General features: G+C 69.1%; 18 protein-coding genes and 1 pseudogene. 1 reads left to right on the top strand and 18 read right to left on the bottom strand.

Annotation, left to right across the window (positions count from 1 at the left end; genetic code table 11):
* Window positions 1-51 precede the first annotated feature (51 nt).
* The 12 genes from cimA to AC1DYG_RS14305 form a co-directional block, all read right to left on the bottom strand.
* The gene (gene cimA / locus AC1DYG_RS14360) at window positions 52-1,635 is read right to left on the bottom strand and encodes a citramalate synthase (RefSeq protein ID WP_477640550.1); all 1,584 of its coding nucleotides are present in this window, start codon (window positions 1,633-1,635) and stop codon (window positions 52-54) included.
* A gap of 287 nt (window positions 1,636-1,922) precedes the next feature.
* Window positions 1,923-2,651 carry a gamma-glutamyl-gamma-aminobutyrate hydrolase family protein gene (locus AC1DYG_RS14355; RefSeq protein WP_477640549.1) on the bottom strand — a complete coding sequence of 243 codons (729 nt, stop codon included), beginning with the start codon at window positions 2,649-2,651 and terminating at the stop codon, window positions 1,923-1,925.
* A 28-nt stretch (window positions 2,652-2,679) separates the two neighbouring features.
* The gene (locus AC1DYG_RS14350) at window positions 2,680-3,447 is read right to left on the bottom strand and encodes a 3-oxoacyl-ACP reductase (protein WP_477640548.1); all 768 of its coding nucleotides are present in this window, start codon (window positions 3,445-3,447) and stop codon (window positions 2,680-2,682) included.
* Between the two features lie 11 nt (window positions 3,448-3,458).
* Window positions 3,459-4,853 (bottom strand): aldehyde dehydrogenase family protein, encoded by a 1,395-nt coding sequence (locus AC1DYG_RS14345; RefSeq protein WP_477640547.1) that lies wholly within the window; start codon window positions 4,851-4,853, stop codon window positions 3,459-3,461.
* Window positions 4,850-6,217, bottom strand: coding sequence for a glutamine synthetase family protein (locus tag AC1DYG_RS14340; protein ID WP_477640546.1), 1,368 nt, complete (start codon window positions 6,215-6,217; stop codon window positions 4,850-4,852). Before AC1DYG_RS14340 ends, AC1DYG_RS14345 begins: the two co-directional genes overlap by 4 nt.
* Window positions 6,218-6,236: 19 nt before the next feature.
* On the bottom strand, window positions 6,237-6,959 hold the full coding sequence (locus AC1DYG_RS14335) for a FadR/GntR family transcriptional regulator (RefSeq protein ID WP_477640545.1): 723 nt from the start codon (window positions 6,957-6,959) through the stop codon (window positions 6,237-6,239).
* A gap of 58 nt (window positions 6,960-7,017) precedes the next feature.
* A complete protein-coding gene (locus AC1DYG_RS14330; RefSeq protein ID WP_477640544.1) occupies window positions 7,018-9,486 on the bottom strand; it encodes a GcvT family protein in 2,469 nt (822 codons plus the stop codon).
* Window positions 9,483-10,403: a phosphotransferase gene (locus tag AC1DYG_RS14325; RefSeq protein ID WP_477640543.1), complete on the bottom strand. Its 921-nt coding sequence runs from the start codon at window positions 10,401-10,403 to the stop codon at window positions 9,483-9,485. The genes AC1DYG_RS14330 and AC1DYG_RS14325 overlap by 4 nt, the downstream gene beginning before the upstream one ends.
* Entirely contained in the window at window positions 10,400-11,989 is a 1,590-nt protein-coding gene (locus tag AC1DYG_RS14320) for an amino acid permease (RefSeq protein WP_477640542.1), read from the bottom strand. The genes AC1DYG_RS14325 and AC1DYG_RS14320 overlap by 4 nt, the downstream gene beginning before the upstream one ends.
* A 125-nt stretch (window positions 11,990-12,114) precedes the next feature.
* On the bottom strand, window positions 12,115-13,224 hold the full coding sequence (locus AC1DYG_RS14315) for a branched-chain amino acid aminotransferase (protein ID WP_477640541.1): 1,110 nt from the start codon (window positions 13,222-13,224) through the stop codon (window positions 12,115-12,117).
* Window positions 13,225-13,363: 139 nt separating this feature from the next.
* Window positions 13,364-14,431, bottom strand: coding sequence for a 3-isopropylmalate dehydrogenase (locus tag AC1DYG_RS14310; RefSeq protein ID WP_477640540.1), 1,068 nt, complete (start codon window positions 14,429-14,431; stop codon window positions 13,364-13,366).
* Between the two features lie 125 nt (window positions 14,432-14,556).
* The gene (locus AC1DYG_RS14305) at window positions 14,557-14,646 is read right to left on the bottom strand and encodes a 3-isopropylmalate dehydrogenase (RefSeq protein WP_477615543.1); all 90 of its coding nucleotides are present in this window, start codon (window positions 14,644-14,646) and stop codon (window positions 14,557-14,559) included.
* A gap of 329 nt (window positions 14,647-14,975) precedes the next feature.
* On the opposite strand from AC1DYG_RS14305, the pseudogene AC1DYG_RS14300 reads away from it, so the two are divergent.
* Window positions 14,976-15,338 (top strand): annotated as a pseudogene (locus AC1DYG_RS14300) (GNAT family N-acetyltransferase); the annotation flags it as partial.
* A 141-nt stretch (window positions 15,339-15,479) separates the two neighbouring features.
* Here AC1DYG_RS14300 and serA read toward each other — a convergent pair.
* The 6 genes from serA to AC1DYG_RS14270 all read right to left on the bottom strand — a co-directional run bounded on the left by serA (window position 15,480) and on the right by AC1DYG_RS14270 (window position 23,756).
* Window positions 15,480-17,063, bottom strand: a complete 1,584-nt coding sequence (gene serA, locus AC1DYG_RS14295; RefSeq protein WP_477640539.1) for a phosphoglycerate dehydrogenase — start codon at window positions 17,061-17,063, stop codon at window positions 15,480-15,482.
* A gap of 327 nt (window positions 17,064-17,390) precedes the next feature.
* Window positions 17,391-18,419 carry a ketol-acid reductoisomerase gene (ilvC, locus tag AC1DYG_RS14290; RefSeq protein ID WP_477640538.1) on the bottom strand — a complete coding sequence of 343 codons (1,029 nt, stop codon included), beginning with the start codon at window positions 18,417-18,419 and terminating at the stop codon, window positions 17,391-17,393.
* Between the two features lie 122 nt (window positions 18,420-18,541).
* Window positions 18,542-19,054 (bottom strand): acetolactate synthase small subunit, encoded by a 513-nt coding sequence (ilvN, locus tag AC1DYG_RS14285; RefSeq protein ID WP_140741388.1) that lies wholly within the window; start codon window positions 19,052-19,054, stop codon window positions 18,542-18,544.
* A 6-nt stretch (window positions 19,055-19,060) separates the two neighbouring features.
* On the bottom strand, window positions 19,061-21,001 hold the full coding sequence (locus AC1DYG_RS14280; protein WP_477640537.1) for an acetolactate synthase large subunit: 1,941 nt from the start codon (window positions 20,999-21,001) through the stop codon (window positions 19,061-19,063).
* Between the two features lie 410 nt (window positions 21,002-21,411).
* Window positions 21,412-23,139, bottom strand: coding sequence for a dihydroxy-acid dehydratase (ilvD, locus tag AC1DYG_RS14275; protein WP_477640536.1), 1,728 nt, complete (start codon window positions 23,137-23,139; stop codon window positions 21,412-21,414).
* Between the two features lie 92 nt (window positions 23,140-23,231).
* On the bottom strand, window positions 23,232-23,756 hold the full coding sequence (locus tag AC1DYG_RS14270; protein WP_477640535.1) for a SixA phosphatase family protein: 525 nt from the start codon (window positions 23,754-23,756) through the stop codon (window positions 23,232-23,234).
* Window positions 23,757-23,895 lie beyond the last annotated feature (139 nt).

Genomic DNA, 23,895 nt, shown 5'->3' with positions numbered 1-23,895 from the left:
CGGCATACCGAAGCTCAGCTCCTGCTGTGGGACAGGACGTGACGAGCAGGACTAGCGGACGGGGACCCCGGCGCGGACCAGGCCGTAGGTCACGCCGTCGACGAGGGCCTGCCACGACGCCTCGATGATGTTGCCGGCGACGCCGATGGTCTCCCACGACGTCGACCCGTCGGAAGTCTCGATGAGCACCCGGGTCACGGCATCGGTGCCGTGGGCCGCGTCGAGGATGCGCACCCGGTAGTCGATCAGCTCGAGCTTGTCGAGCTCTGGGTAGGCCGGTGCGAGGGCTCGGCGCAGCGCGTGGTCGAGCGCGTTGACCGGACCGTTCCCCTCGCCGGTCGCCACAACCCGCTCTCCACCCGCGACGAGCTTGACGGTGGCTTCGGACAGCGCATTCTCGCCGCCGCCGCGGGCATCGGTGATGACACGCCAGGACTCGACCTCGAAGAAGTCGTAGCTCGCGTCCTCGACCTCACGACGCAGGAGCAGCTCGAACGACGCATCAGCCGCGTCGAAGGTGTAGCCGCGCAGCTCGAGGTCCTTGACCTTGGCCAGCACCCGCGTGAGCAGGTCCTTGTCGTCGGAGAGGTCGTAGCCCAGCTCGCGGCCCTTGAGCTCGATGCTCGCGCGACCAGCCATGTCGGATACCAGCATCCGCATGTCGTTGCCCACGTGCTGCGGGTCCGTGTGCTGGTAGAGGTCGGGGTCGACCTTGATGGCGCTGGCATGCAGACCCGCCTTGTGCGCGAACGCACTGGCACCGACGTAGGGCTGGCGCGAGTAGGGCGGCACGTTGGTGATCTCGGAGATCGCGTGGGCGATGCGGGTGGCCTCCCGGAGCCGTCCGGCCTCGAGCAGCGGCAGACCTCTCTTGATCTGCAGGTTGCTGACCACCGTGAGGAGGTCGGCGTTGCCCGTGCGCTCGCCGTAGCCGTTGATGGTGCCCTGCACGTGGGTCGCCCCCGCGTCCACGGCCGCCATCGAGTTGGCCACTGCGCAGCCGGTGTCGTTGTGGCAGTGGATGCCGACCCGGGCCGAGGTCGTGGCCACGGCGTCGGCCACCACGTCGGCGACCTGGTCGGGCAGCATGCCGCCATTGGTGTCGCACAGCGCGACCACCTCGGCACCGGACTCCATCGCGGCCCGGATGACCTCGAGCGCATAGGCGCGGTCGGCGGCATACCCGTCGAAGAAGTGCTCGGCATCGAGGAAGACTCGACGTCCCTCGCCGTGGAGGAAGGAGACGGTGTCGCGCACCATGGCGAGGTTCTCCTCGAGGGTGGTGCGCAGGGCCGACGCCACGTGGCGCACATGCGATTTCGCCACGAGGGTGACCACCGGGGCCTCAGAGTCGACGAGGGCGCGGACCAGCGGGTCGTCGGCCGCGTTGCCGCCGGCCCGCCKGGTCGCGCCGAAGGCCGCGAGGGTCGCGTTGCGCAGGGACAGCTCGGTCCGCGCACGCGCGAAGAACTCGGTGTCCTTCGGGTTGGCGCCCGGCCAGCCGCCCTCGATGAAGCCGACGCCGAGCTCGTCGAGGTGCAGGGCAATGGCGAGCTTGTCCGACACGGAGAGGTTGAGCCCCTCCTGCTGCGCGCCATCGCGCAGAGTGGTGTCGTAGACGTGCAGGTCGCTCATCGCGGTGTCCTCATCAGCTGGGTTCTCATCGGCTGGGTTCTCATCGGCTGGTCGTCCTCAGTTCCTGGTGGTCATTCTCCCCGACATCGCGCCCACTGCCCGGCGGGGTGGGCTGGCGCTGCGTCTGCCTACAAAGCAAAAGACCCCCCGGGTGTGGGAGGTCTGCGCGACGAGGGAGTCTCGTCGCGCTAGTCGATAATCACCATGGTGGTAGCCATGTGCCAGGACGTCACGCGCTCACTGTGGCATGGGCCATCCACGCTGTGGAACCCCGGTCCGCATCGTGGTCAGGACGCCGAGGGGGTATGCCGCGCGGCTGCCTCCACCAGCGCGGCGAACAGCCGCGGGTCGTCGCCCTCCTCCGGATGCCACTGCACGGCCATCCGGAACCCTGCGTCCGGGTCCTCCATGGCCTCGAGGGTGCCGTCGGCCGCCCAGGCAGCCGCGACGAATCCGGGGTGGGTCAGCACGGACTGGTGGTGGTAGCTCGGAACGACCACGGCGTCGCCCAGCAGCGAGTTCACCCGGGTCCCGGCGACGGTGGTCACGGGGTGACGGCCGTAGGCCCCGACCTCGGGCGAGTGGTCCTGGTGGCCCACCCGGTCGGGCAGGTGCTGCTCCAGGTCTCCCCCTGCGGCAACGGCCATGACCTGCATGCCGCGACAGATCCCGAGGAGGGGCACGTGCTGCTCGGCCGCAGCCGTGGCCAGGGCCAGCTCCATGGCATCGCGGTCCTCCCGGGACTCCTGGACCGAGGCGTGTCGCGGGCGGGCGTACCGAGCTGGGTCGACGTCGACCCCTCCGGCGATGACCAGCCCGTCCACTCGCGAGAGGAGCTCCGCCGCCAGCCCTGGGTCTCCGTCGGCCCGTGGCGGGATGATCACGACCAGCCCACCGGCCTGCTCGAGGTTGCGGACGTAGGAGTAGGGGACGGTGGCGCTGGGGAGGTCCCGCCAGACCGAACGCGTCACCGGCTCGACGTAACAGGTCAGCCCGATCACGGGTCGGCGGCTCACGAGGTGCTCACAGCGCTGTTCGTCCTGCTCACAGCGGGGTGACGTACGCGCCGCTGATCCCGCCGTCGACGAGGAACTGCGAGGCCGTGATGAAGCTTGACTCGTCGCTGGCCAGGAAGAGAACCGCGTTGGCGATCTCGACCGGCTCGGCGAACCGGCCGACGGGGATGTGCACCATCCGTCGAGCCGCCCGCTCGGGGTCCTTGGCGAAGAGCTCCTGCAGCAGCGGCGTGTTCACCGGTCCGGGGCACAGGGCGTTGACCCGCACGCCCTCCCTGGCGAACTGCACCCCCAGCTCACGCGACATCGACAGCACGCCCCCCTTGCTGGCCGTGTAGGAGATCTGGCTCGTGGCGGCGCCCATCACGGCGACGAAGGACGCGGTGTTGATGATCGAGCCCCGCCCCTGCTCGAGCATGTAGGGCAGGGCGGCCTTGCAGCACAGGTAGACGCTGGTGAGGTTGACCTCCTGCACCCGGCGCCACGCGTCCAGCCCCGTCGTGAGGATCGAGTCGTCGTCGGGAGGCGAGATCCCCGCGTTGTTGAAGGCGACGTCGACGCTGCCGAACGTCTCCTTGGCCGTGCGGAACAGCGCCTCGACCTCGTCGGGGTCGGTCACGTCGCAGTGGACGTAGGCACCCCCCAGCTCCGCGACGGTCGACTCCCCCGCCACGTCGTCGACATCGCCGATCACGACCGTGGCGCCCTCCTCGGCGAACCGTCGCACCGTCGCGAGCCCGATGCCGCTGCACCCGCCCGTGACGACGGCGACCCTGCCCTCGAGCCTGCCTGCCATGAAGTGTCCTCTCAGCTGTCCGTGGAGATGCTGTCGTGGGAAATGAACACGTTCTTGATCTCGCTGAACGAGTCAAGCGCGTCCGGTCCGAGCTCCCGGCCGAGGCCGGACTGCTTGAAGCCCCCGAAGGGAGTGGAGTACCGCACGCTGCTGTGCGAGTTGACCGACAGGTTGCCGGCCTCGACCCCGCGGGCCACCCGCAGCGCGCGGCCCACGTCGCGCGTCCAGATCGAGCCCGAGAGCCCGTATGCCGTGTCGTTGGCCTTCGCGATCGCGTCGGCCTCGTCGTCGAACGGCATCACGGCGACAACCGGCCCGAAGACCTCCTCCTGCCAGACCCGGTCGGTCGTGGCTCGGGGAAGCACGACCGTGGGCGGGTACCAGTAGCCGGCGCCCTCGGGCGCCCCACCCCGGAAGGCGACGTCGACCGGCTCGGCCGATTCCTCGACATAGGACCGCACGGTCTCGCGCTGACCCGCACTGATGAGCGGACCCATCTCGGTGCCCTCGTCGCCGGGCTCTGCCACCACGACTCCTGCCACAGCCGGCTCGAACAGCTCCATGAACCTGTCGAACACGCTGCGCTGCACCAGGATCCGACTCCGCGCGCAACAGTCCTGGCCCGCGTTGTCGAAGACGCCGTAGGGGGCCGTGGCCGCGGCCCGCTCCACGTCGCTGTCGGCGAAGACGATGTTGGCGCTCTTGCCACCGAGCTCGAGGGTGATCCGCTTGACCCGGTCGGCGGCGCCCCGCATGATCCGCTGCCCCACCGCGGTCGACCCCGTGAAGCAGATCTTGCGCACCGCGGGGTGGGTCACGAACCGCTCGCCCACGACCGACCCCTTGCCTGCGACGATCGTGAACACACCCTCGGGCAACCCCGCCTCGAGGGCCAGCTCGCCGAGTCGCAGCGCGGTCAGCGGGGTGAGCTCGGCAGGCTTGAGCACCACCGTGTTGCCTGCCGCGAGGGCCGGGGCGAATCCCCAGCCGGCGATGGGCATCGGGAAGTTCCACGGCACGATGATGCCGACCGTCCCCAAGGGCTCCTTGAAGGTCACGTCGAGGCCGCCGGCCACCGGGATCTGCCTGCCGAAGTGGCGCTCCGGCGCGGCCGAGTAGTAGGTCAGGACGTCGCGGACGTTGCCTGCCTCCCACCGGGCGTTGCCGATGGTGTGGCCGGCGTTCGCCACCTCCAGGCGGGCCAGCTCCTCGAGGTGGTCGTCGACGACCTCGGCGAACCTGCGCAGGAGCCGCCCTCGGTCGGCCGGAGCCACGGCGCGCCAGGCCGGACCCGCTGCCTCGGCGCCAGCGATCGCCGCGTCGGCGTCCTCGAGTGACGCCAGGCTGACCTCGGTCACCACGGCCTCGGTGGCGGGGTTGAGCACCTCGTGGACGGTCGCGCTCACAGCCGCTCGAACCCCCGGACCCGCTCCCAGTCGGTGACGGCCGCGTTGAAGGCGGCGAGCTCGATCTCGGCGGCATGCGCGTAGTGCTCGACCACGTCGTCCCCGAGCGCGGCACGGGCGACGGGCGAGGCGAGGAACAGCTCGCGCGCCTGGCTGAGCAGCGACGGCACCCGGTCCTTGTCGGACGCATAGGCGTTGCCGCCGAAGGCAGGTTCGAGCGGGAGCTCCTCACGGATGCCGTGCAGCCCGGCGGCGAGCATGCCCGCCACCGCGAGGTAGGGGTTCACGTCGCCGCCGGGGACGCGGTTCTCGACCCGCAGCCCGGCACCGTGCCCGACCACCCGCAGGGCACAGGTCCGGTTGTCCGTGCCCCAAGCGATGGCAGTGGGAGCAAAGGAACCAGGCTGGAACCGCTTGTAGGAGTTGATGTTCGGTGCGTAGAGCAGGGTGAAGTCACGCATAGTGGCCTGGATGCCCGCGACGAAGTACTCGAACACCAGTGAGCGTCCACCCTCGCGGTCCTCGTCGGCGAAGACCGTCTCGCCACCGAGTCCACGCAGCGACAGGTGGATGTGGCAGGAGTTGCCCTCGCGCTCGTCGAACTTCGCCATGAAGGTCAGTGACTGGCCGTGTTTGGCGGCGATCTCCTTGGCAGCCGTCTTGTAGACGACGTGGTTGTCACAGGTCCGCAGCACCTCGTCGTAGAGGAAGGCGATCTCGTGCTGTCCGGGGTTGCACTCCCCCTTGGCGCTCTCCACGGTGACGCCCGCGGCATACATCTCGTTGCGGATCTCGCGCAGCAGCGGCTCGACCTTGGTGCCGCCGAGGATCGAGTAGTCCACGTTGTAGCGGTTCGCGCCGGTCATCCCTTGGTAGCGCCGGTCCCAACCCTGCTCGAAGCTCTCCTCGAAGACGATGAACTCGAGCTCCGTGCCGGTGAGCGCCACGAAGCCGAGCTCGGCGGCCGCGTCGACCTGGGCCTGGAGCACCGACCGTGGTGACGGGCGCACCGGCCCGCTGCCGTCGAGCCAGGACAGGTCGCACTGGACCGTGGCCGAGTACGGCTGGCCAGGTGTTCGGCGCAGGGTCGACAGGTCGAGGTCGAACATCATGTCGCCGTAGCCGCGCTCCCAGGAGCTGATCGCGTAGCCGTCGACGGTGTTCATGTCGACGTCCACCGCGAGCAGGTAGTTGCACCCCTCCGTGCCGTGCCCGAGGACCGAGTCGAGGAAGAACTGGCTGTGGATCCGCTTGCCCTGCAACCGACCTTGCATGTCGGTGAAGGCCACGATGATCGTGTCGACGGTGCCCGCGGCGATGTCCGCCTTGAGCTCCTCGACGGTGAGCTGGGGTGGTGTGGTCATGGCGTCTCCCTGTCCTGCCTCAGCCCAGCAACCCGCGCAGCAGGGCTGCCGTGGCGTCGCAGTGCTCTTCCATGGTGGCCCGCGCCGTGTCGGGGTCCCCTCCGAGGACCGCCGCGACGATGGCCTCGTGCTGGTCGTTGGAGTGCGCGATGTTGAGCGGCAGCACCGGGATCGCGGTGAGCAGCTCGTGCAGCGCGGACTGGGCTCGGGTGACGGCCTCGATGAGCATCGGCGAGCCGGAGAGCGTCGCGATGGCCAGGTGGAAGCGGCTGTCGGCGAGACGGTGGGCGGCGTTGTCGGGAGCCTCGCGGGCCGCCTTGGCGCTCTCGATCAGCCAAGCCCGCTGGTCTGCGGCGAGCGCCTTGGTGGCGGCCAGGGCAGCGGCGCCCGGCTCGACGACCCGTCGGAAGTCGATCGCGTCGGCGAGCGCGGCGCCGGTGCGCACCGGCGCCTCTCCGGTGCCAGGCTCCAGCCCGACGTAGGTGATCACCGTGCCGCCCCCACGGCCGCGACGTGTCGTGACGAGGCCCGACTCGCGCAGCGCCGCGATCGCCTCGCGCAGGGTGTTGCGGCTGACCCCGAGGCGCTCGGCGAGCTCGCGCTCGGGCGGGAGCTGGTCGCCATCGGTGAAGACCCCCAGGCGGATGGCCGTCGCGAGCTGTTCGACGGTCGACTCGAAGGCATTCCCCGACGCAGGCCGCAGCACGACGTTCGGCAGGGACGTCTGCGGGGCGGGACTCACGCTCAGATCCAATACCTCCCTTGGGGCCACGTCAATGGTCTGCGAAAGAACCATTTCGTCACCTCGCCGTCTCGCGCGCGAGCTTGCGCCCGTCAGGGTCGAACGGCGGGCGCAGCCCCACCGTCACCGGATAGCGCGTGCCCGCGAGGTCGATCTCGTAGCTACCGCTGCGCAGCCAGTCAGCGGTGGTCCTGCCCGTGCCCCGGTCGCCCACGAGGGCCAGACCGACGCCGCTGCCCAGGCTGGCGCCCCACGCGGCAGAGGTGACCTGCCCGACGGGCTCGCCGTCGCGCAGCACCAGCTCACCACCCCACGGATAGGCCGCAGGGTCGCCCACCACGAACGAGACGATCCGGCGAGCAGGGGGCGCCAACCGGGACTGCTCGACGGCCGCGCGACCCAGGAAGTCGATGTCGGTCCCGAGCTTGCAGGCAAAGGTGAGCCCGGCGACGACGGGCCCCGTCTCCGTGGTCAGCTCACGGGCAAAGGCGCGATAGCCCTTCTCCAGGCGCATCGACTCGATCGTGGAGTAGCCGGCCGGGACGACACCGAGCTCGCGGCCGGCCTCGAACAGGTCCTCGTAGACGCCGGCAGCGAGATCGGTGGAAACGTAGAGCTCCCAGCCCAGTTCACCGACATACGTGATCCGCGTCGCCCGCACCGTGGCCTGGCCGATCCTGACCTCCCTGCTGGTTGCAAAGGGGAACGATGCGTCGTCGAACGCGTCGGGCGAGAGCCGCTGCAGCAGCTCGCGGGACCGTGGCCCCATGACGCCGAGGACTGCATACGCACTCGTGAGGTCGACGACGTGGGCCGGCGCGTCTGACGGGAAGTGCCGGCGCAGCCAGTCGATGTCACGCACCGTGGTCGCGGCGCTGCTGACCACGAAGAACTCGTCCGCGGCCGTCCTGGTCACGGTGACGTCGGACTCGTAGGTGCCACGCGAGTTGAGCATCCCCGTGTAGACCGCGCGACCAACTGGCCCACCGACATCCGCGGTGCAGACCCACTGCAGGGCGCGCTCGGCACCGGCTCCGACCACGAGGTATTTCGAGAAGGAGGTCTGGTCGAAGACGGCGACGGCCTCGCGCGTCGCCAGCTGCTCGGCGACCGACCAGTCGACCCACGTGGGACGTTCCCAGGAGTACTCGATGACGGGCGGGACACCTTGGGGGGCAAAGACATTCGGTCGCTCCCAGTTGTTCCGACTCCCGAGGCAGGCGCCCTGGGCGACGACCTGGTCGTGGACGGGTGAACGGCGCAGCGGCCGCCCCGTCTCGAGCTCGCGGTTGGGCCAGGGCACCGCGTAGTGCAGCCCCAGCACCTCACCCACGCGGCGGCGCAGCCATTCGTTGTTGCCCGCCAATGGGGAGAACCTGCGGATGTCCGCGCTGATGAGGTCGGTGGTCGGCTCGCCTTCGACGATCCACTCCGCGAGCGCACGACCTGCACCCCCCGCCGACGCGATCCCCACGGAGTTGAAGCCGGCCGCGACGAAGAAGCCGGCGAGCTCGGGCGCCTCGCCGATGATGAACTGGTTGTCGGGGGTGAAGCTCTCGGGCCCGTTGTAGAACTTGCGGATCCCCGCCTCCGCGAGCACCGGGATCCGGTGCACGGCGCTGTCCATGAGGATCTCGAAGTGCTCCCAGTCCTCCTCCAGCAAGGCGAACTCGAACGGGTAGGGGATCTGGTCCGGAGGAACCCACGGCTTGGCGACCGGCTCGAACCCACCCACGAGCAGGCCCCCCACCTCCTCCTTGACGTAGGTGTAGCCGTCCGGGTCGCGCAGGATCGGCAAGTCGCGGTGCACCCCGTCGATCTGCTCGGTCACGACGTAGAAGTGCTCGGCTGAGTGCAGCGGCACGGTGACCCCGACCAGCTCCCCCACCGCCTTGGCCCACTGTCCCGCACAGTTGACGACGAACTCTGCCTCGACGTCGCCCTGGTCGGTCCGCACGCCGCTGGCTCGACCCCGATCGGTCAGCACATCGGTCACGCGTACCCGCTCAGCGATCCGCACCCCACGCATCCGAGCGCCCTTCGCCAGGGCCTGGGTGAGGTCCGTCGGGTTGGCCCGCCCGTCACCAGGGAGCCAGATGGCGCCGGCGAGGTCGTCGGTACGGATGAGTGGATAGCGTTCGTGCGCCTCCTGCGCGGTGAGCAGCTCGCAGTCCAGGTCGTATGCCGCGGCGCTGGCGGCCGTGCGCCGCAGCGCCACCATCCGCTCCTCGGTTCGGGCCAGCGTGAGGCCGCCGCAGACCCGGTAGCCGGTCCCGAGACCGGTCTCGGCTTCGAGGCGCGAGTACAGGTCCGTGGAGTACTGGACGAGGCGAGTGCTGGCCTCGGTCGCCCTCAGCTGGCCCACCAGGCCTGCGGCGTGCCAGGTCGTGCCACCCGAGAGCGAACCCTGTTCGAGCAGCAGCACGTCGGTCCAGCCGAGGTGGGCCAGGTGGTAGGCGACACTGCACCCGATCACCCCGCCACCGATGATGACGACCCGGGCCCGTGACGGCAGCTGCTCGCTCACGCCGGGTCGCCAGTCGCCGCTGTGGTGGCGGCCTCGATGAGCTCGCCCAGTCGCGGGCTCGTGAAGAGCGCCGAGGCGAGGTCGTGGCGCTCGAGGGCGAAGTCCCAGAAGTCGTGGTCCACGTCGGAGACGCCGTGTTGGATGGCGCCCCAAAGGGTCCAGGCGTAGCGGCCGGCCAGGCCCCACAGCTCGGCCCTGGCCAGCAGCCGGTCGTCCACCTGCCCGTAGTAGGCCTCGACGAGCTCGACCAGGTGCTCGTGACCCAGCTGCGACTCGTTGACGAGGTTCCCCAGCTCGAAGGAGGCCTCGTTGGTGCCGGAGTACTCGTAGTCGACGATCCGGATGCTGCTGCCGTCGTCGAGGAAGTTCGCCGCCAGCAGGTCGTTGTGGCAGGGCACGCGGGCTTCGGGAAACCGGCGCAGCGCCGTCTCGACGCGGGCGGCCACCTCGCCGAGCGCGGCATACCCGTCGGGGACCCGCAGCCCTCGCTGGGTGACGATGCCCCAGTAGCGACGCTGGATGTCGAAGATGTCGAAGTCTGAGGCGAAGGGTGGGCCCGCGTGGAGCAGGCGGATGGCCGCGCCGATCCGCCGTAGGTTGGACGCGACGTCGCTCGCGGCATACGTCCGGCCGGGGAGGAAGCCGACGACGAGCACGCCCTGTCCCGGGAGATAGTCCACGACCGGAGCGCCGACCCCGGTCAACGCCGCGGCCCGGCTGTTGAGCCACTCGTGCTCGCGGTTGACGGCGAGCAGGTCCGTCGTGGGCGGCGAGATCCGGACGACGACGTCGTGCGTCGCCGTCCGGACCCGATAGTTGTGGTTGGTCAGCCCACCGGGCAGCTCAGTCACCTCCCGATCGCCCGCGAGGGCAGGGAGCTGGGCGAGCGCCTGGTCGAGGGTGACCCCGTGGCTCACTCGCCGAAGGCCTCGACGACCGCCTGGTCGATGGTGTGCTTCGGGCCCTTGAACCACTTGCGAGCCGAGACCTGCCACCACACCGCGAGCACGAGCAGCGAGCCGATCGTCAGGATCGGTGCGTAGTTGACGAACTTCCAGTCGAAGTCGTCCGTGAACGGCACCCCGGCGGGGACGAACGGCATGATGAAGTACACCGAGATGATCGCGATCTCGATGACCGCGATGAGGTTCATCCACTTGTACTTCGTGCCGTTGTTCCAGCTGCCTGCCTGGAAGGAGTCACCCATCCGCCACCTCAGCCAGATCGGGATGAGGAACGCGAGGTAGAGGCCGATCACCGCCACCGAGACGACGGCGTAGAAGGCCACCGGCACGATGAGGGGCGCTTCGGCAGTGCCGATGTTGACCTCCTTGAGAGCCGGCAGGGTGATCAGCGCGGCCACGACCGCGACCAGCATGACGGCGTTGGCCGGGACCTTGTTCGCGGACAGCGAGGACCACAGGCGCGAGCCCGGGATCGCGCCGTCGCGGCTGAACGCGAAGGTCATGCGCGAGGCACTGGTCATGCAGGACGTCGTGCAGAAGAACTGGCCGATCGCGGAGATGAGCAGGATCGCGGTGGCCCACTTGGAGCTCATCGCGTTCGTGAAGATGTAGGCCACGCCCCCGCCGCCGACGCCGGCGTTGTCCGGCGCACCGTCCTTGTCGGGCACGGCGAACAGGAAGCACAGCAACAGGATCCAGCCACCGATGGCCGAGTAGAAGATGGACTGCCAGATCCCCTTGGCGGCGGCCTGGGAGGCGGCGGACGTCTCCTCCGACAGGTGAGCCGAGGCGTCGAAACCGGTGATCGTGTACTGCGTGAGCAGCAGCCCGAAGGGCACCACGAGGAACCAGTACTTCACCGAGCTGTTCGACCCTCCGCTGTAACCCGAGTTGTTGAACCGCTCGGTGAAGACGTAGGAGAAGCTCTGGTGGTGATCAGGCACGAGGATGAGGATCAGGATCACGATCGCCGCACCGACGACGTGCCACCAGACCGAGACGTTGTTCATCAGGGCCATCAGGTGCCCGCTGAAGATGTTGAGCACAGAGGCGAGCACCAGGACGATGAGGAAGGTCCAGAACACCCTCGTCAACGAGTAGCTGCCCGCGTAGTCCTCGGAGAACGTGCTGAGGGTCAGGTCGATGAAGGTCGCACACCCGTAGGCCACCGAGGCCGTGACGGCCACGAGGCCGATCAGGTTGAGCCAGCCCGTGAAGAAGCCGGCCCGGGCGCCGCCCATCTTGCTGGCCCACCAGTAGATGCCGCCGGAGGTCGGGTAGGCCGACACGAGCTCGGACATGGTGAACCCGATGATGAGGATGAAGAGCGACACGATGGGCCATCCCCACGAGATCGCAATCGGGCCACCGTTGTTGAAGCCCTGTCCGAAGGTCGTGAAGCAGCCCGCAAGGATCGAGATGATGGAGAACGAGATCGCAAAGTTGGAGAAGCCCGACCACGACCGGTTGAGCTCCTGCTTGTAGCCGAGTTCCGCCAACCGGCGTTCGTCGTCCGAGAGTTTGCTGACGCTGGCCATACGGGCTCCTAGTCTTCGGTGCGAAGTGGAGCCGATATTTCACCCACGAGACTCACCCTGTCAATGGTCCAATCACAAACCATTGACTAGTCACCTCGCGGCGTCAGACCGGGAAGGGGCCCGGGTCAGACCAGGCGCGTCAACCAGCCGTGGGTGTCTTCGGTGCGGCCGTACTGGATGTCGAGGAGCCGCTCGCGGATGGTGCGGGTCACCTCGCCGTAGTCGATGCCGCCCCGGTGGTCGCAGGACCCACCGGCCCAGCGCAGCTCGCCCACCGGCGTGATGACAGCCGCGGTGCCGCAGGCAAAGATCTCGACGATGTCGCCGCTGGCCGCGCCGTCCTTCCACTCCTGGATCGGAATGCGTCGCTCCTCGGGCTCGAGCCCCATCTCCTTGGCGAGCGCGAGCACCGAGGAACGCGTGACGCCCTCGAGGATGGAGCCGGTGAGCTCGGGAGTGATCAGCTTGTTGTCCTTGGTCACGAAGAACAGGTTCATCCCGCCGAGCTCCTCGACGTAGGTGTGCGTCGACGCGTCGAGGAACACCGCCTGGTCGCAGCCGTTCTCGATGCCCTCGAGCTGGCCCGCGAGGCTCGAGGCGTAGTTGCCGCCGCACTTCGCCGCGCCGGTGCCGCCCTCGCCGGCGCGCGCGTAGTCGGTCGAGAGCCAGAGGGTGACGGGCTTGATGCCGCCGCCGAAGTAGGCGCCGGCCGGCGAGGCGATGACCGAGTAGGTCACCTCGGACGCCGGTCGCACACCCAGGAAGGCCTCCGAGGCATACATGAAGGGCCGCAGGTACAGGCTCGACTCACCACTGGCACCGGAGGGCACCCATGCCTGGTCGACCTCGACCAGGGCGCGCAGCGAGCCGAGAAAGTCCTCCTCGGGCAGCTCGGGCAGCGTCATCCGGCGGGCGCTGCGCCGCATCCGCTGGGCGTTCGCCTCCGGGCGGAAGGTCCAGATCGACCCGTCCGCGTGGCGGTAGGCCTTCATCCCCTCGAAGATCTCCTGGGCATAGTGCAGCACCGCCGCCGACGGCATGAGGGTGATGGGTCCGTAGGCCGTGACCTTGCCCTCGCCCCATCCCTCGCCCTTGCGCCACATCGCCGTGACCATGTGGTCGGTGAAGGTCGTGCCGAAGCCCGGGTTGGCCAGTACCGCCTCGCGCTCCGCGTCCGGCCGGGGGTCGGTGCGGCGGGTGACCTCGAAGGTCAACGGTGCGGTGGTCTGGCTCATGGAGTCCTCCTACGTGGGTGCCCCGGTCCTGCGCGGATCGGAGCGTCGTGCTGCGCGTCAGTGCACGGTCTCCTGCCGAGATTACCCGCCCCGGCCGGCGCGTCGGGCAGGAGTGGCGGGCGCCGCCGGAGGACGTGCCCTAGAGCAGGGACGCGATGGCGTCGCCGACCTCGGGCGTGCTGCGTACGGCGCTGCCCCTCGTGGCGAGGTCGGACGCGACCGCCCGTTCGATGCGGGCGGCCTCGTCGGCCCGGCCCAGGTGCTCGAGCAACATCCCGACCGAGAGGATGGTGGCGGTCGGATCGGCCTTGGCCTGCCCTGCGATGTCGGGTGCAGAGCCGTGAACGGGCTCGAACATGCTCGGCGCCGTGCGCTCGGGGTTGATGTTGGCGCTGGCGGCGAGGCCGATGCCGCCGACGATCGCCGCGGCGATGTCGGTGATGATGTCGCCGAACAGGTTGTCGGTGACGATCACGTCGAACCGACCCGGGTCGGTGGCCAGGAAGATCGTGGCCGCGTCGACGTGCTGATAGGCCGTCGTGACCTCGGGGAACTCGGCACCCACCTCGTCGACGGTGCGGCGCCACAGGTGACCGGCGTGGGTGAGCACGTTGTGCTTGTGGACGAGGGTCAGGTGCTTGCGGGGCCGCGCCTGCGCCCGCGCGAAGGCGTCACGGACGACCCGCTCGACGCCGAACCGGGTGTTCACGCTGACCTCGGTGGCGATCTCGTTCGGGGTGCCGGTGCGCAACGAACCACCGTTGCCGACGTAGGGACCCTCGGTGCCCTCACGGACCACCACGAAGTCGATTCCCTCGGGCGCCACCCGCTCCACGGCCAGCGGGCTCAACACTCCCGGGTAGAGCTTGGCCGGGCGGAGGTTGACGTACTGCTCGAGGGCGAAGCGCAGCGGGAGGAGCACACCGCGCTCGAGCACGCCGCTGGGGACGGTGGGGTCGCCGATCGCCCCGAGGAGGATCGCGTCGTGGCCGCGGAGCTCCTCGAGCACCGAGTCGGGCAGCGTCTCGCCGGTGGCGTGCCAGCGACGAGCGCCGAGGTCGTACTCGGTCGTGTGGAACTTGGTGCCCGTGCCGGCAGTGACGGTCTCAAGGGCCTTGATGCCCTCGGCCACGACCTCCGGACCGATCCCGTCCCCGCCGATGACGGCGAGGTTGACGGTGTCGTTGCCACTGCTCTCGGAAGCCATGCTCTCCAGCCTAAAGACGGTCTTGCGATCTGATACTGGTGTCTCACATGACGAACGGCTTCGAGCAGGTGCCCGAAGCCGTTCGTCGTCGCACCACGACGGTGCGGAGGATCTCGCCGCCGACGTCAGTCGTCGGAATGACCCTGCTCGCGCAGGTCCATCGACTCCTGCAGTGCCTGACGTGCCTTCTCAGCCTCTTCGCTCATGTCACTCATTCCTTTGCGGATACCCCTGTGTCCCAACAGGGTTCGGGTTTGTCTGGGTTCTCGGCGTCTCGCGGGGCGCTCTCCGGTTAACGGGGCGCCACTGTCAGCCACGCACGCGGGATCTCCGCGGCGAGTGGGCTGACTACCGGAACTCGCCGCGGCGGATAAGAATTACGACCTGCCGCGTCATGTCTTCGAGGTTACGTGGACGTCCAACTAAATGACACCCGTTTCCCATTCCGTGAGACATGGCTGGACGTGACCGCCGCCACAGTGCTCGCCTCAGCCCCGGACGGCCCTCCACGTCGCCGGAATTCCCCCGTGCCTAGGGTGGCGACGTGCTCCCCGACGGTTATGACCTGCGCCCCCTGTCGCTCGATGACGATGCCGCCCTCGCTGCCGCGTACGCCCGCAACCGGGAGCACCTCCGGCCGGCGCCTGTCCGGCCCGACGCGTTCTTCACCGAGGAAGGCCAGCGCGAGGCGATCCGCGACCGCCTGCGCCAGGTCGAGCTCGGGCTGTTCGACGCCTGGCTGCTGTGGCACGGTGACGACGTCGTCGGCACTGCGACCCTCCAGAACATCGTGCGGGGGCCGATGTGCGGCGCGGACGTGGGGTACTGGATCGACCACGCCCACCTGCGCCGCGGCCTTGCCGTGGCCGCGCTCGAGTTCCTGGTCCAGCGAGCCCGGGAGCTCGACCTGCACCGGCTTGGTGCGGGCACGAACGTGTCGAACCTCGCCTCGCAGCGGGTGCTCCGGCCGGYCCCCACAACGGGACCGGCCGGCATACCTCGTGCTTGGCTTGCTTCGTGGTTTCCTGCGGCGTGCGGCGCCGGGGTTTCAGCTCAGGTCGACGACGCTCACGTCGGCACCGATCTCGGTGACGATCGCGGCGAGCACGTCGGCAGGGATGGTGCTGTCGACGGTGAGCGCAACCAGCGCCTGGCCGCCCTTCTCGTTGCGGGCCACCTGCATCCCGGCGATGTTGACGTCGGCGTCGCCCAGCAGCCTGCCCACGGTGCCGATGACGCCGGGACGGTCGACGTAGGTGAAGAAGGCGAGGTGCTCGGTGAGCGGCACCTCGAGGTCGAAGCCGTTGACCCCCACGATTTTCTCGATCAGGCGCGGACCCGTGAGGGTGCCGGACACACTGATCGTGGCACCGTCGGCCAGGGTCCCGCGCAGGATCGTGACGTTGCGGAAGTCCTGCATCGTCGGGTCCGTGAGCAGGCGCACCTCGCACCCACGCTGCTCGGCGAGCAGTGGCGCGTTGACATAGGTCACCGGGTCCTCGGTCACGTCGGTGAACAGTCCCTTGAGGGCGGCGAGCTTCCAGATCGACACGTCGTGCTGGGTGATCTCCCCCCGGACGTCGACATCCAGCTGCACCGGCACCGAGCCGGCGAGGGAGGTGAAGATGCGCCCCAGCTTCTCGACGAGGGCGATACCGGGCCGCACTTCCTCGGGGACCACGCCACTGGACACGTTGACGGCGTCGGGGACGAGGTCGCCGCCGAGAGCGAGCCGCACGGACTTCGCGACCGCCACGCCGGCCTTCTCCTGGGCCTCGTCGGTCGACGCACCGAGGTGCGGCGTCACGACGACGGACTCGTGCTCGAACAGCGGGCTCTCGGTCGTGGGCTCGGTGGCGAAGACGTCGATGCCGGCCCCGGCGACCCGACCCTCGCGCAGCGCCTCCGCCAGGGCCTCCTCGTCGACGATGCCGCCGCGGGCGGCGTTGATGATGCGCACGGTGGGCTTGACCTTGGTCAGGGCCTCCTTGCCGATCAGGCCCACGGTTTCCGCGTTCTTGGGCAGGTGCACGGTGATGAAGTCGCTCTGCTCGAGCAGCTCGTCGAGGGTGACCAGCTGCGCACCCAGCTGACCGGCGCGCTGCGCCGAGACGTAGGGGTCGTAGGCAAGGATCTCCATGCCGAAGCCCTTCAGGCGCTCGGCGACGAGCTGGCCGATGCGACCGAACCCGACGACGCCGACCTTCTTGTCGAGCAGCTCGACACCGCCGTACTTGCTGCGCTTCCAGGCACCCTGCTTGAGAGCCTGGTTGGCGGGGGCGATGTTGCGCGCCGTGGACAGCAGGAGACCGACGGCGAGCTCCGCCGCCGAGGTGATGTTGGAAGTCGGCGCGTTGACGACCATGACACCGGCGCGGGTGGCGGCCGGCACGTCGACGTTGTCGAGACCGACTCCTGCGCGGGCGATCACCTTGAGCTTCTTGGCGGCGGCGATGGCCTCTGCGTCCATCTTCGTGGCGGAACGGATGAGTACCGCGTCGGCGTCGGCGAGTGCCGGGAGGAGGGCCTCACGGGATGCTCCGTCGACGTGGCGCACCTCGAAGTCGGGCCCGAGGGCGTCGAGGGTGGCGGGCGAGAGTTCCTCGGCGATCAGCACGATCGGCTTGCTCACGTATCAGTCCTTTGGTGGGTCAGTGGTGGATCACTGAGGGGTCACTGATGGGGGTCCGGCACCGCGCTGTGCCCGCGGTCAGCATACGACGGCGCTCAGCATGTGGATGCCACGGCTCGACATGTGACACGCAGGGGCCGCCGTCAACCGGGGCTGTTGAATGTTTGTCCACCGTTGGGGACAACCTGGGGACAACGACGCCGGCCGGCCCCGCGAACGGGACCGGCCGGCATACCTCATCGAGACCGTCAGCGGGCCGGACCCCGGCGCCAGCTTCCTCGGCGCTGCGGGCCTCGCTCCACCGTCGCTCGGGTCCTCGCGCTGTCGTCAGCGGGCGGCGGAGCCCTCGACGTAGTCGGAGTCCGTCTCCTTGATCCAGCTCATCAGCTTGCGCAGCTCCTTGCCGGTCCCCTCGATCGGGTGCTGGGCGCCCTTCTCGCGCAGCGCCTTGAACTCCGGGCCGCCGGCGTCCTGGTCGTCGATGAACCGCTTGGCGAACGCGCCGTTCTTGATGTCGGCGAGGACGGCCTGCATGTTCTCCTTGACGCTGGGGTCGATGACCCGCGGGCCGGAGACGTAGTCGCCGTACTCGGCCGTGTCGGAGACCGACCAGCGCTGCTTGGCGATGCCACCCTCGACCATCAGGTCGACGATCAGCTTGAGCTCGTGCAGGCACTCGAAGTAGGCCACCTCGGGCTGGTAGCCGGCCTCGACCAGCGTCTCGAAGCCGTACTGCACCAGCTGGGACGCGCCACCGCAGAGGACGGCCTGCTCACCGAACAGGTCGGTCTCGCACTCCTCGGTGAAGGTCGTCCTGATGCCGCCGGCGCGCAGACCGCCGATGGCCTTGGCGTAGGACTGGGCCAGCGCCCAGGCGCCACCAGAGGCGTCCTGCTCGACGGCGAGCAGCACGGGGACGCCGCGGCCGTCGACGTACTCACGGCGCACGAGGTGGCCGGGGCCCTTGGGGGCCACCATGATCACGTCAGAGCCGGCCTCGGGCTTGATGTAGTCGAAGCGGATGTTGAAGCCGTGCCCGAAGAGCAGGCCAGCGCCCTCCTTGAGGTTCGGCGCGATGTCGTTGGCGTAGACCGTGCGCTGCACCTGGTCGGGCGTGAGGATGACGACGAGGTCGGCTTCCTTCACGGCGTCTGCCACGGACCGCACGGTGAGCCCTTCGGCCTCGGCCTTGGCGCGGCTCTTGCTGCCCTCGGCGAGGCCGACGCGGACGTCCACCCCGGAGTCACGCAGGTTCAGCGCGTGGGCGTGGCCCTGGCTGCCGTAGCCGATGACGGCCACCTTCTTGCCCTGGATCACGCTCAGGTCAGCGTCGTCGTCGTAGAACATCTCGGCCACGGTGGCCACTCCTTAGTGTTGTCTGGCTTGCTTCGGGTGATCGGTGAAATCTGTTGGACTGCAATGACCTTCAGGTATGCCGCGTGGTCGCCGCGGCGCGGCTGCCATCGGTCCCCTGCGGGTTAGGCCGTCCGGAGCGCCCGGTCGGTGATCGACCGCGTACCGCGGCCGATCGCGACCATGCCGGACTGGACGAGCTCCTTGACCCCGAACGGCTCGATGACCTCGAGGAAGGCGGCGAGCTTGTCGCGGTTGCCGGTGACCTCGATGGTCAGGGTGTCGCTGGCGACATCGACCACTTTGGCACGGAACAGCTGAACCGTCTCGAGCACATGGCTGCGACTGTGCACGTCGGTGCGCACCTTGACCAGCAGGATCTCGCGCTGGACCGAGGCCGTGGGCTCGAGCTCGACGACCTTGAGGACCTCGATGAGCTTGTTGAGCTGCTTGGTGACCTGCTCCAGCGGCAGCGCGTCGACGTCGACGACCACGGTCATCCGCGAGATCTCCGGGTGCTCGGTGGGACCCACGGCGAGGGAGTCGATGTTGAAGCCGCGCCGCGAGAACAGCGCGGCGATGCGGGCCAGGACGCCGGGCTTGTTCTCGACCAGGACCGACAGGGTGTGCTTGCTCATCGCCATCTACCTACCGTCCTTGTCCGCGTCCTCGGGCTGCTCGGTGGCTTCGTCCTCTTCACGATCCCACTGCGGCGCGGTGTCCTTCGCGACCTGGATGGCGTCGTTGCTGACGCCCGCCGGGACCATCGGCCAGACCATGGCGTCGCGGTGGACGACGAAGTCGATGATCACCGGGACGTCGTTGATCTCCATGGCCTTCTTGATGGTGGCGTCGACGTCCTCCGGGCGTTCGCACCGCAGGCCAACGCAGCCGTAGGCGTCAGCGAGCTTGACGAAGTCGGGGATGCGGCTGCCCACGGAGGTGTGCAGGTCGGTGTTGGAGTAGCGCTTGTTGTAGAACAACGACTGCCACTGGCGGACCATGCCCAGGCTGCTGTTGTTGATGATCGCGACCTTGATCGGGATGTTGTTGATGACGCAGGTCGCGAGCTCCTGGTTGGTCATCTGGAAGCAGCCGTCCCCGTCGATGGCCCAGACCACGCGGTCCGGCTGGGCGACCTTCGCGCCCATGGCGGCCGGCACGGCATACCCCATCGTCCCGAGGCCGCCCGAGTTGAGCCAGGCGTTCGGGCGTTCGTACTGGACGAACTGGGCCGCCCACATCTGGTGCTGGCCGACACCGGCGACGTAGACCGACTCGGGTCCGCTGATGGCGCCGATGCGCTCGATGACGTACTGCGGGGACACGCTCTCCTCGCCCTCGGGCGTGGTGTAGCCGAGCGGGAAGGTGGCCTTCCACCCGGCCGTCTGGTCGCGCCAGGCGTCGTAGTCGCCGATGGTCCCGGCCTCGCGGTCGGCGGCGACCGCCTTGATGAGCTCACCGATGACCTCGAGCACGTCACCGACGATGGGGACGTCGGCGTTGCGGTTCTTGGAGATCTCGGCGGGGTCGATGTCGGCGTGGATGACCTTGGCCTCAGGTGCGAACGTCGACAGCTGGCCAGTCACGCGGTCGTCGAAGCGGGCTCCGAGGGTGATGAGGAGGTCGGACTTCTGCAGTGCCGTCACCGCGGCGACCGAGCCGTGCATGCCTGGCATCCCGAGGTGGAGCGGGTGGCTGTCCGGGACGGCACCGCGTGCCATCAGGGTGGTCACGACGGGGATCTGGGTCAGCTCGACGAACTCGCGCAACGCGTCGGAGGCGTTCGCGCGGATGACCCCGCCACCCACGTAGAACACCGGGCGCTTGGCCTGGGCGATCAGCCGAGCGGCCTCGCGGATCTGCTTGTTGTGCGGCCGGGCGACGGGGCGGTAGCCGGGCAGGTCGAACTTGGGCGGCCACGCGAAGGTCGTCTTCGCCTGGAGCGCATCCTTCGAGATGTCGACGAGGACGGGGCCCGGACGGCCCGTGGAGGCGATGTGGAACGCCTCGGCGATGACGCGAGGGATCTGCGAGGCATCGGTGACGAGGTAGTTGTGCTTGGTGATCGGCATCGTGATGCCACGGATGTCGGCCTCCTGGAAGGCATCCGTGCCGATGGCTGCGGAGGCGACCTGGCCGGTGATGGCCACGATCGGCACCGAGTCCATGTAGGCGTCGGCGATCGCGGTCACGAGGTTGGTGGCACCCGGACCCGACGTCGCCATGCAGACCCCGACCTTGCCGGTCGCGCTGGCATAGCCCTCGGCCGCGTGGCCGGCGCCCTGCTCATGGCGGACCAGGATGTGGCGGACCTTGACCGAGTCGAGCAGCGGGTCGTAGGCCGGCAGGATCGCCCCGCCGGGGATCCCGAAGACCGTGTCGACCTCCATGGCCTCGAGGGAGAGCACCAGGCTCTGGGCGCCGGTCACCTGGGCCGGAACCTTCGCCCTCGCCTGTTCGGCCAGCCTGGACGGGCTGGGTGGACTGGCCGCGCTGGGTGGACTGGGCGCCGGACTCGGGGCCGGTTTCGTGTCGCTCACGTCGCTACCGCTTTCGGTTCTGTGGATCTGCTCACGCTGCATCTGCTCACGCTGTATTTGCTCATGAAAAAGCCCTCCAGTCCTCGGGTGAGGACGACGGAGGGCAGCGCGCGGGCTCGAGGAGCCTGCGCGCTAATGAAGTACGAGAATTCGTGCCACATGAGAACTCTCCCGCGCGGTCCCAAGGGTGTCAACGTGCGAGACAACCGGTCCCACGATCCGGACCTGTCGTCTCAGTCACAGAACCTCACCACCGGGCTCAGCCCCGGTGCCCCGCCGACTTGTTGCTCCCTGCTGGTCACGAGGGCCCGATGTGGAGCCCCGGTGACGATCTCCCGGCAACAAGTCGCAGCGCTCCCCCGACTTGTTGCGTCCTGGTCGTCACCGGGCCCTCGATTCCGGCGGTCCGTGACCACCGTGCCGCAACAAGTGGGAGGAAGACGGGGCCGAGGTCAGCCGCAGACGGCCCCGCCACTGGCACTGCCGACGAGCTTGCGGTACTTGGCCAGGACACCGCGGGGGTACTTGGACTCGGGCGGCACGAAGCCCTCCGCGCGACGAGCCAGCTCCGCCTCGTCGACGTGGACGTCGAGCACGCCGTTGGCGACGTCGAGCGTGATGCGGTCACCGTCCCGGACGAAGGCGATGGGACCGCCGTCGACAGCCTCCGGCGCCACGTGGCCGACGCACAGACCCGTGGTCCCGCCGGAAAAGCGACCGTCGGTGAGCAGCAGCACGTCCTTGCCCAGCCCGGCGCCCTTGATGGCACCGGTCACGGCCAACATCTCGCGCATACCCGGACCGCCCTTGGGTCCTTCGTAGCGGATGACGACGACGTCGCCCGCCTTGAGCGATCCCTGCGCGACGGCGTCCATGGCGGCGCGTTCGCCGTCGAAGACCCGTGCGGTGCCCTCGAAGACGTCGGAGTCGAAGCCGGCCGACTTCACCACCGCCCCTTCGGGGGCGAGCGAACCCTTGAGGATCGTGATCCCACCGGTCTTGTGGATCGGCTCCTGCATCGCCCGGACGACCTTGCCGTCGACGTCCGGAGGTGCGATGTCGGCGAGGTTCTCGGCCATCGTCCTGCCGGTGACCGTCAGGCAGTCGCCGTGCAGGAGTCCGGCGTCGAGCAGGGCGCGCATGACGACGGGCACTCCCCCCACCCGGTCGATGTCGGTCATGACGTACTGGCCGAACGGCTTCACGTCGGCCAGGTGCGGCACCTTGGCTCCGATGCGCGAGAAGTCGTCGAGGGTCAGGTCGACCTCGGCCTCGTTGGCGATCGCCAGCAGGTGGAGCACGGCGTTGGTGGAACCACCGAACGCCATCACGACGGCGATGGCGTTCTCGAACGCCTCCTTGGTCATGATGTCGCGGGCGGTGATCCCCCGCCGCAGCAGCCCGACGACGGCCTCGCCCGACTTGCGCGCGAACCCGTCGCGGCGACGGTCGGTGGCGGGCGGGGCGGCCGAACCGGGCAACGACATCCCGATGGCCTCGGCGACCGAGGCCATCGTGTTCGCGGTGTACATGCCGCCGCAGGCACCTTCACCCGGACAGATCGCCCGCTCGATCGCGTCGACGTCGGCCCGCGACATCAGCCCCGCGGCGCAGGCGCCCACCGCCTCGAAGGCGTCGATGATCGTCACGGTCCTCTCGGAGCCGTCGGACATCTTGGCGATCCCCGGGAGGATCGACCCGGCATAGAGGAACACGCTCGACAGGTCGAGGCGGGCCGCCGCCATGAGCATGCCCGGCAGCGACTTGTCGCAACCGGCAAGCAGGACCGATCCGTCGAGCCGCTCGGCATTCATCACCGTCTCCACGGAATCCGCGATGATCTCGCGGCTCACGAGGGAGAAGTGCATGCCCTCGTGGCCCATCGAGATGCCGTCGCTGACCGAGATCGTGCCGAACTCGAGCGGGTACCCACCGGCCGCGTGCACGCCGTCCTTGACAGCCTTGGCGAGCCGGTCGAGGGACAGGTTGCAGGGCGTGATCTCGTTCCACGAGCTGGCCACCCCGATCTGCGGCTTGACCCAGTCGTCGTCTCCCATGCCCACCGCGCGGAGCATCCCGCGCGCCGCGGTCTTCTCGATGCCGTCGGTGACGTCGCGGCTGCGCGGCTTGATGTCGACGCCGTTGGTGGCTGCCCCCGCGGCGGGTTCGGTGGTCGTCATGTGCCGAGTCTAGAACTCGGGTCCACAGGGTGGGACGCCGGTCTCACAGACCGAAAGCAAGGGACCACCAGCCACCGAGGTGGGCCGCGCGGTCACCCGCGCGAGGTGTGGCACCGCTCGAGGGCGGCGGTTCCGAAGTCGAGCCCCGACCAGGGTCCGGCGTAGCGCAGCACGGCCAGCGACGAGGTGGGGAACCCTGCGGCCAGGCACTCGTGGGCCGCCGACGAGCCATCCCCCTCGGACAGCCCGCTGGCGAGCGCCGCCATCGTGGGGTTGTGCCCCACCACCATCACGACCTGCGCCTCGCCTGCCGTCTCGCGGACCGTCTGCAGCACGGTCTGCGCGCCGCCGGAGTAGATGCCGTCGTCGAACTCGATCGTCTCGCCGCAGGCTCCCCCCTCGACCGCCGCAGCCCACGTCTGCCGGGTGCGCATCGCCGTCGAGCACAACACCAGCTCGGGACCGAGCTCGTGCTCGTGCATCCAGACACCGGCCGCCCGGGCATCGCGCCTGCCGCGTCCGGTGAGCGCGCGCTCGTGGTCGGGCTTGCCGATGACCTGCTCGGCCTTGGCGTGGCGGAAGAGGATGAGCACCTTGTCATCACTGGCGAGGGTCATACCCCGAGCATGGACCCGTTGGGCGACAACAACCAGTCTTGACACCAGCGCTCAGCGCGCGGCGACATACCGACCCAGATCGGCACCCACGACGGCGCTACCCTTCGTCCCACCACGACGAGGTGGACCCACGGCAGTG

It is taken from the genome of Pedococcus sp. P1_H8, from assembly GCF_056405175.1.
The sequence above is the reverse complement of the archived record's forward strand: the minus strand, read 5'-3'. Positions and strand labels throughout refer to the sequence as shown.

Bases quoted from the DNA above. Each gene is read 5' to 3' on its own strand.
- AC1DYG_RS14315 (WP_477640541.1), bottom strand. From the start codon at position 13,224: ATGAGCCAGACCACCGCACCGTTGACCTTCGAGGTCACCCGCCGCACC.
- AC1DYG_RS14340 (WP_477640546.1), bottom strand. From the start codon at position 6,217: ATGACCACACCACCCCAGCTCACCGTCGAGGAGCTCAAGGCGGACATC.
- AC1DYG_RS14280 (WP_477640537.1), bottom strand. From the start codon at position 21,001: ATGCAGCGTGAGCAGATCCACAGAACCGAAAGCGGTAGCGACGTGAGC.
- AC1DYG_RS14310 (WP_477640540.1), bottom strand. From the start codon at position 14,431: ATGGCTTCCGAGAGCAGTGGCAACGACACCGTCAACCTCGCCGTCATC.
- AC1DYG_RS14305 (WP_477615543.1), bottom strand. From the start codon at position 14,646: ATGAGTGACATGAGCGAAGAGGCTGAGAAGGCACGTCAGGCACTGCAG.
- AC1DYG_RS14320 (WP_477640542.1), bottom strand. From the start codon at position 11,989: ATGGCCAGCGTCAGCAAACTCTCGGACGACGAACGCCGGTTGGCGGAA.
- ilvN (WP_140741388.1), bottom strand. From the start codon at position 19,054: ATGAGCAAGCACACCCTGTCGGTCCTGGTCGAGAACAAGCCCGGCGTC.
- ilvD (WP_477640536.1), bottom strand. From the start codon at position 23,139: ATGACGACCACCGAACCCGCCGCGGGGGCAGCCACCAACGGCGTCGAC.
- AC1DYG_RS14350 (WP_477640548.1), bottom strand. From the start codon at position 3,447: ATGGCAGGCAGGCTCGAGGGCAGGGTCGCCGTCGTCACGGGCGGGTGC.
- AC1DYG_RS14270 (WP_477640535.1), bottom strand. From the start codon at position 23,756: ATGACCCTCGCCAGTGATGACAAGGTGCTCATCCTCTTCCGCCACGCC.